Below are 13,059 nucleotides of genomic sequence, written 5' to 3'. Positions count from 1 at the left end.
ACCGAGGCCTCGAGGGAAGGACGGTCGACGACGATGTCTGCTGCCACCGCGAACGGGCCCGAAGAAACGGCCCCCTACGGCACCGGATCCGCGCCCAAACCGGCTTCGGGCCGGAAGGTCCGCGTCCACCACCTGCGGGAACTCAAGGAACGCGGCGAGCCGTGGCCCATGCTCACCGCGTACGACATGTACACCGCCGCGCTGTTCGACGAGGCCGGGATCCCCGTGCTGCTCGTCGGCGACTCCGCGGCCAACAACGTCTTCGGCTACGACACGTCGCTGCCGGTGACGGTCGACGAGCTGCTGCCGCTGGTCCGGGCGGTCACGCGGTCGGTCAAGCGGGCCCTCGTGGTCGCCGACCTGCCGTTCGGCTCCTACCAGCTTTCGCCGCAGCAGGCGCTGGAGACGTCGGTGCGGTTCATGAAGGAGGGCCGCGCGCATGCCGTCAAGCTCGAGGGCGGGCGGCGGTTCGCCGCGCACGTCGAGGCGCTGACGTCGGCCGGCGTGCCGGTGATGGGCCACATCGGGTTCACCCCGCAGAGTGAACACAACCTCGGCGGCTACCGGGTGCAGGGGCGCGGCGAAGCAGCGGACGTGCTGCTCGCCGACGCGCTGGCGCTGCAGGAGGCCGGGGCGTTCGCGGTGGTGATGGAGATGGTGCCCGCCGAAGCCGCCAAGCGCGTCACGGCGGAGCTGAAGATCCCGACGGTCGGCATCGGCGCCGGCCCGGACTGCGACGCGCAGGTGCTCGTCTGGCAGGACATGGCCGGGCTGCGGCGCGGGAAGGCACCGCGGTTCGTCAAGCGCTACGCCGACGTCGCGACGGTGCTGCAGAACGCGGCGACGGCGTTCGCGGAGGACGTCCGCCGCGGCGAGTTCCCGGCACCGGAACACGCTTTCCACGACTAACCCCGCTCCTTGAACCGCTCGGCGAGCGCCGGGTCGTTCTCCCACCAGAGCCCCGATGTCGATGCGGCGCCCGAAGCGGCTTCTTCGTCCAGCTGGACGTCGATCTGCTTCGCGCGCCGCTCGTCGTCGCGGGCCCAGCGGACGAACAGCGCCACCACGAACGGCAGGCCGGCGACGTCGCCGCCGATCCACAGCACGCCCGCGCCGATGATCTGGTCCGTGCGCGGGTCCGGCCCCCGGCCCGGGTGCGCGGCCGCGTAATGCGCCGGGGCGAGCAGCGGGCCGAGCCACAGCACCAGGCCGAGCGCGCCGTCGAAGATCACCTCGGTGAACGCGATCCACACCGAGACCAGGTGCGGGTCGCGCCGCGGGGTCGGGTCGAGCCCGAGGCGCGTCCAGAAGTACGTGAACCCCGCGAGCACGAGCGCGAGCCGGACCAGGCCGTCGGCGACCGGGGAGCGCAGGGTGAGGTCGTAGAGCGGGGTCAGGTAGAGCACCAGCACCGGCACGACCAGGGTGAGCGTGACGACCGGCGGGAACGTCAGCGCCCGCGCCGCCTTGCCGCGGCCGTGGCGCCGCAGCCAGGGCGCGGGCCGCGTGTCTAGCAGCAGCCGGATCGGCGAGCCCAGCGCGAGCAGCAGGGGCGTGACCATGAGCAGCGTCGTGGTCTGGACCGCGCGGACCCAGAAGAACGTCGTGTCGTAGACGGCCAGCGGCGAACAGGTGACGAGCACGATCGTCGCCAGGCCGGCGAGGAACGCCGCCGTGCGGCCGGGCGGCCAGTCACGGCGGCGGGCGGCACGCACGTAGAGCGTGCCGAGGACGAGCACGGCGAGGACCGCCGGGGCGTCGAACGTCAGCGGCACGTCACACCGCGAAGAAAATCAGGCTGCCGATTCCGGCGACCACGCAGTAAATGGCGAACGGGGTCAGCGTGCGCGTTTCGAAGTACCCGGTGAGGAACCGGACAGAAATGTACGAAGCGACCCCGGCGACAACACTGCCGACGAGGGCCGGTCCGAGCGAAGCGTGGTTCTCCGGGGCGAACAGCGTCGGCATCTTCAGCACGCCGGCGGCGAGGATCACCGGCGTGGCAAGGAGGAACGCGAAGCGCGCGGCGTCTTCGTGGCCGAGCCCGCGGCGCAGCCCGGCGACCATCGTGATGCCCGAGCGGCTGATGCCCGGCAGCAGCGCGAAGATCTGCGCGGCACCGATCAGGACCGCCTCGCCGACCCCCAGCTTCGCCAGCCGGACGTCGGTCCGCTCGTCGACCGAGACCGCCCGCATGACCAACGTCTCCTCGGTGGAAAAGTCCACAGTGTCCGCTTCTTCCGCGGGCTTCCTGCGGGAGAACTTCTCGGCGGCGTAAAGGACTCCGCCGTTGAGCGCGAGGAAGATCGCCGACGGCACCGGCTTGCCGAGGAAGTCGCGCAGCAGGCCTTCGAGGAGCAGGCCGGCCAGCCCGACCGGGATCGTGGCGAGCACGAGCAGCCACGCGAGGCGCTGGTCGGGCGTGCGGACCTCGCGGTGGCGCAGCGACGTCCACAGCCCGCCGATGATCCGCACCCAGTCCTTCCGGAAGAACAGCACGAGTGCCAGCGCGGTGGCGACGTGCATCGCGACGAGCACCGCGAGGTACGGCGAATCCTTGCCGATGCTCAGGTCCCGCTGCCACTGCCCGCCGAGCCAGGCGGGCAACAGGATGCTGTGGCCGAGACTGGACACCGGAAACAATTCCGACACCCCCTGCAAGGCGCCGACGACAATCGCCTCGAGATAGGTCACCGCGGACATTCCGAGCCTTTCCGTACCACTTTTCGAAACCTCGACACCGGAACGTACCGGCCCGTTCGTTAACCACCGGCAAGGGGCACGGCCGCACTCAGCGTCCTCTCAGCGGGTGTTCACGTATATGAACTTCAATCATGTTCTTGACTGACGTTCGGACCTTGGCTTAGCGTTTAGCCCGTCGCCGCCACGACGAAGCTTCGAACCTCGACGAGGAGGACGGAAATGCGTGTGCGGACCACCGGCCGTTGTGAGCACACCGACGGCGTCGCCCCTCCTCGTCCGGATGTCAGCCCCGGCTGACCACCGACTGGGAGCCCGCTCAGCCCGGCGGCGGGGGCGGGCTCCCACCTTTCTTGGTCGTCGTCCCGGCCCCTGGCGGCGGGGTGTCGGGACGACGACCGGGACCGTCCGGCACAGTGAACGTCATGGACGAGCTCTACCCGCCGATTCCCCCACGCGCCGAAGGGTTCCTGGACGTCGGCGACGGCCACCGGATCCGGTGCCAGGAGGCGGGCAACCCGGCCGGGAAGCCGGTCGTGGTGCTGCACGGCGGGCCCGGGAGCGGGATCGCGCCGATGGCGCGGCGGCACTTCGACCCCGCGGCCTACCGGATCGTCCTGTTCGACCAGCGCGGCTCCGGGCAGTCGACGCCGGGCGCCGACGACCTCACGGCCAACACCCTGTGGCACCTGGTGTCCGACATGGAAGCCCTGCGCGAGCGGCTCGGCATCGAGCGCTGGCAGCTCTTCGGCGGCTCGTGGGGCGCGACCCTCGCGCTCGCCTACGCCCAGACCCACCCTTCGCGCGTCAGCGAAATCATCCTGCGCGGCGTCTTCACCGTGCGGCGGAGCGAACTGGACTGGATGTACCGGGGCGGCGCCGCGAACCTGTTCCCGCGCGAGTGGGAGGCCTTCCTCGCCCCGATCCCGGCTTCACTGCGGGACGACCCCCTCGCCGCGTACGCCACGCTGCTCGACGACCCGTCCGAGGAGGTCCGGCACCGCGCGGCGGTCGCGTGGAGCACCTGGGAGGGCGCGACGGTTTCCGTGCAGCCGCAGGAGTCCTTCGTCCGCCAGTACGCGGACCCGGTGTTCGCGCTGACGTTCGCGCGGCTCGCGGTCCACTACTTCCGCCACGGCGCGTGGCTCGAGGACGGGCAGCTGATCCGCGACGCGGGCAAGCTCGCCGGCCTCCCCGGCGTGATCGTGCAGGGGCGGTACGACACGGTGTGCCCGCCGGCCACGGCGTACGAGCTGCACCGGGCGTGGCCGGGTTCGGAGCTGAAGCTGCTCGAAGGCGCCGGGCACGCTGTGACGGATCCGGGCGTGCTGGCCGCCCTGCGCGCGGCGACGGACTCATTCCGCCAGTAGCACCACGAACACCTTCTCGAGCTTGCGCTTCAGGACTTCTTCGTCGGCACGGGCGAGCTCGGTGCTGCCGATGAGCGTGCGCATCACCCAGAAGCCGGCGATCACCGCGAGCACCAGCGCCGGGCCCTCGGTGTCCTTCCCGGCCGGGAGGACGTCGGTGAGGTGCTTCTCGACGTGCCGTTCGATGCCCGCGCGCAGGATCTCGGCGGCGCGCGGGTTGGGGGCCGACCGCAGCATCAGCAGGAACGGGTCGAGCCGCCCGGCGTCCGGGGCGGTGCGGCGCACGAGCGCCGCCGCGATGTCCACGGCGAGCGTCGCGGGGTCGTCGGTGAGCACGGTCCGCTCGGCCATCGCCGCCTCGACGACCTCGGCGAAGAGGCCTTCCTTCGAGCCGAAGTAGCGGTTGACGAGCATCGCGGTGACCCCGGCGGACTCGGCGATCTCGCGCACGCCGACGGCGTCGTACCCGGCCCGGGTGAAGGCTTCGAGCGCCGAGTTCAGGATCGCTTCCCTGGTCGCGGCGGCGTTGCGAGGTCTCATGTATACGAGTGTAGACTTGAGCTAAGTCTACAAGTGTATACCTCTTGGGAAGGTGCTTCATGGATCTCGGAATCACTGGTAAACGCGCACTTGTCACCGGATCCAGCGCCGGTCTCGGTGCCGCGATCGCCCGGTTGCTGGCCGCGGAAGGCGCGTCGGTGGTGGTGCACGGCCGGGACGCCGCCCGGGCTTCGCGGGTCGCGTCGTCGATCGGCGCGGCCGGGGTGGCGATCGGCGACCTGTCGACCGACGCGGGCGCGGACGCCGTGGCATCGGCGGCCGGCGACGTCGACATCCTGGTGAACAACGCCGGCTCGTACGACCACCTGGGGTGGACCGACGCGACGCCGGAGGTCTGGGCGTCGACGTACGAGGTCAACGTCGTGTCGGCGGTCCGGATGATCCACCGGTGCGTCCCGGGCATGCGGGCGCGCGGCTGGGGCCGGGTGATCCAGATCGGCGGCGGGCTGGCGATCCAGCCGATGGCGATGCAACCGCACTACACGGCGACGCTGGCGGCGCGGCACAACTTGGCGGTGTCCCTGGCGCGGGAACTGGCGGGGACGGGCGTGACGTCGAACGTGGTGTCTCCCGGGGCGATCCTGGTGGACTCGGTGCGCGAACTGCTGACGTCGATCGCGCCCTCGCAGGGGTGGGGCAGCTCCTGGGAGGAGATCGAACGCGGGGCGGCACGGGACCTGGTTCCGAACGACGTGGGCCGGCTGGGCCGCCCGGAGGAGATCGCGGCGGCGGTGGGATATCTGGTGAGCCCGGCGGCGGCTTACGTGAGCGGCGCGACGATCCGCGTGGACGGTGGCACGATCCGGTCAGTGCACTGACCGTGGCCGGTACGGGCCGACCGGGGCAGGAGACCGGCGTTTTCCGGCTATCGTCAGCCTTCCACGGCTTCGGGGAGGAACCATGCGGAAGCGAACCAAGGCACTCGTGTGCGCGACGCTGAGCGCCGCCGGGCTGGCGGTCGCACCGGGAAGCGCCGACGCCTCGGCCGCGCAGTGCACCAACTACGCCCACGTCTGCCTGTGGGCGGACAAGAACTACAACACCAGCTACGGCGCTTGGGCGGGTTCGGTGTCGCGCCTTCCCTCCGCCCTGTACGGCAAGGTGTCCAGCTACATCAACCGGTTGCCCGGCGCGATCTACTTCTACGGCCGCGACGGCGACTTCTTCTGCGTCGACCCGGATGGATCCGCGGATGCCGACCTGAGCGACAACCCGCACGGCCAGCTCACCTGGAACGACTTAATCGTGTCGTTCAAGTACTTCCCCGGTGGGTTCTGCAACGCGCCGTGACTCAGAGCCGTCCGCCGGAAGCCGTGTCGCCGGACAGTTTCTGGGCCAGGTACACCGGGACCGTCGACACCACGATCAGCACCGCCGCCACCACGTTCACGATCGGTGCCTGGTTCGGCCGGAACAGGTTGTTGTAGATCCAGATCGGCAGTGTCTCCATGCCCGTGCCCAGGGTGAACGTCGTCACGATGATCTCGTCGAACGACAGCGCGAACGCCAGCAGCCCGCCCGCCAGCAACGCCGACCGCAGCATCGGGAACGTCACCAGCCGGAACGTCGTGAAGCCCGTCGCGCCGAGGTCCATCGACGCTTCCTCCAGGCTGCCGCCCATCCGCCTCAACCGCGCGACCACGTTGTTGAACACCACCACGATGCAGAACGTCGCGTGCGCGATGATCGCCGTCAGCAGGCCGAGGTTGATGCCCAGGATCGTCCGGAACGCGTTGTTCAGCGCGATGCCCGTCACGATCCCCGGCAGCGCGATCGGCAAGATGATCAGCAACGACACCGGGTTGCGGCCGAAGAACCGGTAGCGCTGCAACGCGAACGCGGCCATCGTGCCCAGCACCAGCGCGATCGCCGTGGCCGCCAATCCCGCTTCGACGCTCGTCCACAGCGCGTTCAACGCACCCTCGTTCGACGTGGCCCGGCTCCACCACTCCAGCGTGAACCGGGTCGGCGGAAAGCCGAACGTCGTGTCCGCGTTGAACGAGTTGAGCAGCACCACCAGCAACGGGAAGTAGATCACCGCCAGGCCCACACCCAGCGCCGTCCACAACAGCACCCGAGACGTCCGCACCGAGACTCCTAGAGGTTGTCCAGCGCACCGGTGCGGCGCACCGCGGCCAAGTACACGAGCATGATCACGACCGGCACCGTCGCCACCGTCGCCGCGAACGGCAGGTTGTTGGCCGCGCCGATGTTGTCGTAGACGACGTTGCCGAGCATCTGCGACGTGCCACCGACGATCTTCACCGCGATGTAGTCGCCCAGGGACAGCGAAAACGTGAAGATCGAGCCGGCCACGATCGCCGGGAACGTCAGCGGCAGGATCACCGAACGGAACGTCCGGAACGAGCGCGCGCCGAGGTCACCGGACGCGTCCACCAGCGAGTCCGGCAGCCGGTCGAGACCCGCGTAGATCGGCAGGATCATGTACGGCAGCCACAAGTACGACAAGGTGATGATCGTGGCCGTGACGCCGTAACCGGGCGAAAGCCAGCTCAGGGCGCCGTTGCCGGACAGCATCGACCGCCACGCGTACGCCTTCACCAGGTAGCTCGCCCACAACGGCGTCATCACCGCGATCACCAGGATCCGCTGCGCCCGCGGCGAAGCCAGCTTGGCCATCGCGAACGCCATCGGGAACGCGATGACCGCGTCGATCACCGTGACCAGCGCCGCGATCCCGACCGTGCGGAAGGTGATCGTGCGGTAGACCGCGTCGCTGAACAGCGTCGTGAAGTTGTCCAGCGACCACTCGATGACGACCTGGCCGGTGAACGCGTCCGTGTGCCAGAACGCCGTGACGAACAGTGCGGCCAGCGCGCCCAGGTAGGCCAGGCCCAGCCAGAGCAGCGGTGCCGAAAGCAAGAAACCCAGGCGCAGCTTGGGCTTCCGGTAGAAGAAGGCCGACAGGGCGGTCATCGCACCTCGCAGGGAAAGGTCCGGGGCGGCGGGCGGAGTGGGGGGACACAGCCCGCCGCCACCGGGGTTCTGGGGTCAGCCCTTGATCTCGGTCCAGGCCTTCGTCCACTCGCCGTAGTCCTTGCACTTGACGTCCGTGCGGCCGTCGAGGCACTGCGGGATCGGCGTGGTCCAGTAGGCGATCTTCGACGCGTAGGCCGCGTCGCTGGCGTGGTAGGTGTCGCAGAGCGTCTTGTCGGTCATCTCCGCGCACGCCTTCGTGTTCGCCGGCGCCTCGCCGAAGTACTCGGCGACCTGGGCGTTGACCTTCGGGCTGATGATGTAGTCGAGCCACTTGTACGCGCACGTCTTGTGCGCCGACTTCGCCGCCACCATCCAGGTGTCCGACCACCCGGTCGCGCCTTCGCTCGGCACCGCCGACTCCAGCGGCGCGCCCTCGCCCTTGGTCAGGTTCACCGTGACCTGCCAGGCGGTGCCGACGACGGCGTCGGCGTTCTTCAGCGCCTGCGACTCCTTGAGGTAGTCCGACCAGTACTCGGACACCAGCGGCCGCTGCTGCTTGAGCAGGTTCACCGCGGCGGTGAACTGCTTGTCGTCGAGCGCGTACGGGTTCTTGATGCCCAGGTCCGGCTGGTGCGCCATCAGGTACAACGCGGCGTCGGCGATGTAGATCGGCGAGTCGTAGGCGATCACCTTGCCCTTGTAGGGCGAGTTCGCGTCGAACATCACCGACCACGACGTCGGCGCCGGCGTCACCTTGTCGGTGCGCCAGGTCAGCAGGTTCGCGCCCCAGCCGTGCGGGATGCCGTAGGACACGCCGCCGACGCTGTTCCACGACTTGTCCTTGAGGAACGGCTGGACGTCGGCGTAGTTCGGCACCAGCGCGGTGTTCACCGGCTCGGCGTCCCCGGAGGCGACCAGCCGCAGCGACGCGTCACCGGAGGCGGACACGACGTCGTACTGCCCGGTCTTCATCAGCGTCACGGCCTCGTCGGAGGTCCCGAACGGCTTGACGTTCACCTTGCAGCCGGTCTGCTGCTCGAACGGCGTGACCCAGTTGACCTTCGGGTCGTTGGAGCCGTTCTCCGCGTACCCGGGCCAGGCCAGCACGTTCAGCTGCCCTTCCGGCTGGCCGAGCGCCTTGAGCGCCTCCAGCTTCGGCGGGGTGAACCCCTGCGCGCCGGGCGGCGCGGCGGAGTTCGAACCCGACGTGCCACATGCAGCCAACAGCAGGCTGGCGCCGAGGATCCCGGCAAGCCGCGTCTTCCTGTTCTTCATGGCAAACCCTTCACTGACCGGGAACCTGGAAACTGTGTTCGTGGCGCCAGCTGAGCCGGACGCGGCCGTCCATGAAGGCGCCGTCGGTGTTCTGCCGGACGACCGACAGCTGTCCCCCGGCATCGAGCGCGACGGCGTACCGCACGGTCGCCCCGGCGTAGACGACGTCGGTGACCGTGCCGGTCGCGCTGGTGTCCCCCGCGGCGGCGGGCTCGGACAGCTCGCCGTCGATGCGGATCTTCTCCGGCCGGATGCTGAACAGCCCCGGCCGGCCGATCACGGACTCGGCGCCGCGCCCGCCCAGCAGGTTGGACGTGCCGACGAACCCGGCGACGAACGCGCTGGCCGGCCGCTCGTAGACCTCTTCCGGCGGCCCGACCTGCTCGATCGTGCCGTCGTTGAACACGGCGATGCGATCGCTCATGGTGAGCGCTTCGTCCTGGTCGTGGGTGACGAAGACGAACGTGATGCCGACGTCGCGCTGGATCTGCTTGAGCTCCAGCTGCATCGCCTGCCGCAGCTTGAGGTCGAGCGCGCCGAGGGGCTCGTCGAGCAGCAGCACCTTGGGCCGGTTGACCAGCGCGCGGGCGAGCGCGACGCGCTGACGCTGACCGCCGGACAGCTGCGCGGGCTTGCGCGGGCCGTAGTCCTCCAGCCGGACGGTCTTCAGCGCTTCGAGGGCGCGCTCCCGGCGTTGCTGCTTCGGGACGCGCTTGACGCGCAGGCCGTATTCGACGTTCTGCTGCACGGACATGTGCGGGAAGAGCGCGTAGTCCTGGAAGACCGTGTTGACGTCCCGCTCGAACGGGGCCAGACGGCTGACGTCGCGGCCGTCCAGCTCGATCGTGCCCTCGGTCGGCAGCTCGAAGCCGGCGATCATGCGCAGCACGGTCGTCTTGCCGGAGCCGGACGGGCCGAGCATCGAGAAGAACTCGCCGGGCGGGATGTCGAGGTCGACGCCGTCGACCGCGTGGACGTCACCGAAGTGCTTGCGCAACCCGGAAAGCCGGATCGCGGGCCCCGCGGTCCCACTCGGCGGCGCGGAGTCCTCCCGCGTCTCGGCAGGTGCTTGGTTCGGCATCGCCAGCCTCACAGAGCGCTCATGACGTGCTTGACGCGGGTGTAGTCCTCGAGCCCGTACAGCGAGAGGTCCTTGCCGTAGCCGGACTTCTTGAACCCGCCGTGCGGCATCTCGGCGACCAGCGGGATGTGGGTGTTGATCCAGACGCAGCCGAAGTCGAGCTTGGCCGCCAGGCGCATCGCACGCTGGTGGTCGCGGGTCCAGACCGAGGACGCGAGGGCGTACTGGACGCCGTTCGCGGACTTCAGGGCCTCGGCCTCGTCCTCGAAGCGCTGGACGGTGATGACCGGGCCGAAGATCTCATTCTGGCTCATTTCGTCGTCCTGCTTGAGCCCGGAGACGACGGTGGCCTCGTAGAAGTAGCCCTCGTCACCGGCGCGATGGCCTCCACAGTGGACGGTCGCGTGCTCCGGCAGCCGGTCGATGAAGCCGGACACCTTCTCCAGCTGGGCCGCGTTGTTCAGCGGGCCGTACGCGACGTCTTCGTCGTCCGGCTTGCCGGTCTTGGTGCCCTCGGCCTGCCGGGTGAGCGCGGCGACGAAGGTGTCGTGCACCTCGTCGGCGACCAGGACGCGGGTGGCGGCCGTGCAGTCCTGGCCGGCGTTGAAGTAGCCCGCGACGGCGATGGCCTCGGCGGCGGCGTCGAGGTCGGCGTCCTCGAAGACGATGACCGGCGCCTTTCCGCCCAGCTCCAGGTGCACGCGCTTGACGTCGTTTGCGGCGGACTTGGCGACCTCGATCCCGGCGCGGACCGAGCCCGTGATCGACACCATCGCCGGAATGTCGTGCTCGACCAGCGCGCGGCCGGTGTCGCGGTCGCCGCAGACGACGTTGAACACGCCCGGCGGCAGGAACTCGCCGGCGATCTCGGCCAGCAGCAGCGACGACGCCGGGGTCGTGTCGGACGGCTTGAGCACGATCGTGTTGCCGGCGGCGAGCGCGGGCGCGATCTTCCAGATGGCCATCAGCAGCGGGTAGTTCCACGGCGTGACCTGCGCGCAGACGCCGACGGGCTCGCGGCGGACGAACGACGTGTGGCCTTCCATGTACTCCCCCGCGGCGCGGCCTTCGAGCACGCGCGCGGCTCCGGCGAAGAAGCGGACCTGGTCCAGGACCATCGGCATCTCTTCGGCCAGGGTCAGCGCGATCGGCTTGCCGGTGTTCGCCGACTCGACGCGGACGACCTCGTCGGCGCGGGCTTCGAGCGCGTCGGCGATCTTCAGCAGCGCGAGCTGGCGCTGGGCGGGCGTCGTCGCGCGCCAGGTCTCGAACGCGGTCGCGGCGACCTGCAGCGCGTTGTCGACGTCCTCGGGCCCGGCGATCGGCGCGGTGCAGTAGGGGCGCCCGGTGACCGGGTCGACGATCTCGGCCGTCCGGCCCGACTTGGACTCGACGTACGCGCCGCCGACGTAGTGCTTCAGCTCATGCACGGTGACTCCCAGCTGCGATCGGAGGCTAAAACATATAAGTCCATATGTAATAGGACAAGAGGATCAGGCAAGATTGGTGCGAACGGGTACTCGGGCGGACGAAGGGTCACGATGCGCAAGGGCATGTCGCACAGCGCGCGGTCCGCCATGTTCGCGCCGCTCGGCCAGGTCGGCCGGGCGGAAGCGGTGGCGGCGCGGCTGGTCGACGCCATCACGCTCGGCCTGCTCGCCGACGAGGAACAGCTGCCCAGCGAAGCCGACCTGGCCGCGCAGTTCGGCGTCTCGACCGTGACGGTCCGGGAAGCGCTCGTGGCGTTGCGGCAGCGGGGGCTCGTTGAGACGCGGCGGGGGCGCAGCGGCGGCAGCTTCGTCCGCGCGCCGGCCAACCCGCCCCCGGACGAGTGGCGCTCGCGGCTGCGCGAAGTGTCCTTGTCCGATCTGCGCGACGTCGGCGACCACTACCTGGCGATCGCGGGGGCTGCCGCGAAGCTCGCCGCCGAGCGCAGCTCACCCGAGGACGTCGCCCGGCTGCGGCTGGCGACCGACGACCTCCGCACGGCGCACGGCATCGACTTCACGCGGGCGGAGCGGCAGTTCCACCTGGAGGTCGCGGCGGCCGCGCAGTCGCCGCGGCTGACGCACGAGGAGCTCCACCTGCAGAGCGAGCGCGGCGGCCTGCTGTGGCTGCCGCTCGGGGCGCACCCGCACGAGGAGCACGCGGCGATCACCGCGGCGATCGCTTCGGCGGACGGCGAGCTGGCCCGCAAGCTCACCGAGGAACACATCCTCGGGGCGCTCGACCGGCTCGCGGACGTGCACCTCGACCTGCTCGCCCCCTAAACTTCGGGACAATCCGCGCATCGAGGTGAGCACCGTGAACGACACCCGCACGCTGACCGGCGACGAGGTCGTCGAGCAGGTCTCGGCGTTGGTGGAAGGGGTCTTCGAACGGCTGAAGCCCCTGCTGGCGGCGGCCGAGTCGGTCCTGGCGGACGCCCCGTCCGCGGCGGCGTTGCACCGGATCCGGCCGCAGGTCGGCGAGGCCCTCGGCGGCCTGGTCGTCGGCGCGGGCTTCGTCAGCGCACCCCACGTGCTGTCCGACTCGGAGTTCGGCTTCGAGTGGTGGACCGCGGGTTCCCCGCCTTCGCAGCTGTTCATCAGCTTGGACCCGGGCGCCGAGAACTTCCTGGACTACACGCGCCAGTCGTGGTTCACGGTCCCCCGCGACACCGGGCGGCGGCACATCAACGGCCCGTACGTGGATTACCTGTGCACCGACGAGTACACGCTGACGTTCACGATCCCGGTGGTTCGTTCCGGCTCCTTCGCCGGAGTCGTGGGTGCGGACGTGTACGTGCGCGAGTTCGAGCGGGCGGTGCGGCCGCGGTTGCGGTCGCTGGGGCGCGGGGCGGCGCTGCTGAACGCGCAGGGACGGGTGATCGTGTCCAACAGCGTCCGGCAGCCGACCGGGTCTTTGGTGCGGGAGGCGGACGTGCCGGCGTGGTGGTCGGCGGGCGCGGAGCCGACCCCGGTGCTGCGCCGCTGCGGCGACTCACCGATCGTGCTGGTCACCGGTCGTGAGTGAGAAACCGGGTTAGAACACTGTTTGTAACTAGTCAGGTGGTTGCGGGGCTGGTTGGAAGCCAGGGGTTTCCGGTGATGGCGTCGCGGAGTGCGGTGATGACGTTGAGGCCGTTCTTGC

14 protein-coding genes are annotated in these 13,059 nt (G+C 69.9%); 6 read left to right on the top strand and 8 right to left on the bottom strand.

The window, feature by feature from the left end; translation table 11 throughout:
* Positions 1–33 precede the first annotated feature (33 nt).
* On the top strand, positions 34–909 hold the full coding sequence (gene panB, locus QQ657_RS52720; RefSeq protein WP_284750036.1) for a 3-methyl-2-oxobutanoate hydroxymethyltransferase: 876 nt from the start codon (positions 34–36) through the stop codon (positions 907–909).
* Here panB and QQ657_RS52715 read toward each other — a convergent pair.
* Both QQ657_RS52715 and QQ657_RS52710 read right to left on the bottom strand, forming a co-directional pair.
* Positions 906–1,775 (bottom strand): cytochrome c oxidase assembly protein, encoded by an 870-nt coding sequence (locus QQ657_RS52715; RefSeq protein ID WP_284750035.1) that lies wholly within the window; start codon positions 1,773–1,775, stop codon positions 906–908. The two genes, panB and QQ657_RS52715, sit on opposite strands and share 4 nt — an antisense overlap.
* A gap of 1 nt (position 1,776) precedes the next feature.
* On the bottom strand, positions 1,777–2,703 hold the full coding sequence (locus QQ657_RS52710) for an undecaprenyl-diphosphate phosphatase (protein ID WP_284750034.1): 927 nt from the start codon (positions 2,701–2,703) through the stop codon (positions 1,777–1,779).
* A gap of 422 nt (positions 2,704–3,125) precedes the next feature.
* On the opposite strand from QQ657_RS52710, the gene pip reads away from it, so the two are divergent.
* On the top strand, positions 3,126–4,070 hold the full coding sequence (gene pip / locus QQ657_RS52705) for a prolyl aminopeptidase (RefSeq protein ID WP_284750033.1): 945 nt from the start codon (positions 3,126–3,128) through the stop codon (positions 4,068–4,070).
* Here the strand turns inward: pip and QQ657_RS52700 are convergent.
* Complete coding sequence (locus tag QQ657_RS52700) at positions 4,056–4,610, bottom strand: TetR/AcrR family transcriptional regulator (RefSeq protein ID WP_284750032.1); 555 nt, start codon at positions 4,608–4,610, stop codon at positions 4,056–4,058. The genes pip and QQ657_RS52700 overlap by 15 nt on opposite strands.
* Before the next feature lie 59 nt (positions 4,611–4,669).
* On the opposite strand from QQ657_RS52700, the gene QQ657_RS52695 reads away from it, so the two are divergent.
* Complete coding sequence (locus QQ657_RS52695) at positions 4,670–5,449, top strand: SDR family NAD(P)-dependent oxidoreductase (protein ID WP_284750031.1); 780 nt, start codon at positions 4,670–4,672, stop codon at positions 5,447–5,449.
* Between the two features lie 82 nt (positions 5,450–5,531).
* A complete protein-coding gene (locus QQ657_RS52690) occupies positions 5,532–5,921 on the top strand; it encodes a peptidase inhibitor family I36 protein (protein ID WP_284750030.1) in 390 nt (129 codons plus the stop codon).
* A 1-nt stretch (position 5,922) separates the two neighbouring features.
* Here the strand turns inward: QQ657_RS52690 and QQ657_RS52685 are convergent, their stop codons facing one another.
* The 5 genes from QQ657_RS52685 to QQ657_RS52665 form a co-directional block, all read right to left on the bottom strand.
* The gene (locus QQ657_RS52685; RefSeq protein WP_350310776.1) at positions 5,923–6,720 is read right to left on the bottom strand and encodes an ABC transporter permease; all 798 of its coding nucleotides are present in this window, start codon (positions 6,718–6,720) and stop codon (positions 5,923–5,925) included.
* Between the two features lie 8 nt (positions 6,721–6,728).
* A complete protein-coding gene (locus QQ657_RS52680; protein ID WP_284750029.1) occupies positions 6,729–7,568 on the bottom strand; it encodes an ABC transporter permease in 840 nt (279 codons plus the stop codon).
* 75 nt (positions 7,569–7,643) lie between these two features.
* Positions 7,644–8,846, bottom strand: coding sequence for an ABC transporter substrate-binding protein (locus tag QQ657_RS52675; protein ID WP_284750028.1), 1,203 nt, complete (start codon positions 8,844–8,846; stop codon positions 7,644–7,646).
* Between the two features lie 10 nt (positions 8,847–8,856).
* Positions 8,857–9,927, bottom strand: coding sequence for an ABC transporter ATP-binding protein (locus QQ657_RS52670; protein ID WP_284750027.1), 1,071 nt, complete (start codon positions 9,925–9,927; stop codon positions 8,857–8,859).
* 8 nt (positions 9,928–9,935) lie between these two features.
* The gene (locus QQ657_RS52665) at positions 9,936–11,357 is read right to left on the bottom strand and encodes a gamma-aminobutyraldehyde dehydrogenase (RefSeq protein WP_284750026.1); all 1,422 of its coding nucleotides are present in this window, start codon (positions 11,355–11,357) and stop codon (positions 9,936–9,938) included.
* Between the two features lie 111 nt (positions 11,358–11,468).
* On the opposite strand from QQ657_RS52665, the gene QQ657_RS52660 reads away from it, so the two are divergent.
* On the top strand, positions 11,469–12,197 hold the full coding sequence (locus QQ657_RS52660) for a FadR/GntR family transcriptional regulator (protein WP_284750025.1): 729 nt from the start codon (positions 11,469–11,471) through the stop codon (positions 12,195–12,197).
* Between the two features lie 34 nt (positions 12,198–12,231).
* Complete coding sequence (locus QQ657_RS52655; RefSeq protein ID WP_284750024.1) at positions 12,232–12,942, top strand: cache domain-containing protein; 711 nt, start codon at positions 12,232–12,234, stop codon at positions 12,940–12,942.
* Positions 12,943–13,059: the final 117 nt, after the last annotated feature.

This window comes from Amycolatopsis ponsaeliensis (genome assembly GCF_030182635.1).
In the GTDB taxonomy this organism is placed as follows: Bacteria; Actinomycetota; Actinomycetes; order Mycobacteriales; family Pseudonocardiaceae; genus Amycolatopsis; species Amycolatopsis ponsaeliensis.
Note: the sequence above shows the minus strand (reverse complement) of the source record. Positions and strands in the feature narration are given on the sequence as shown.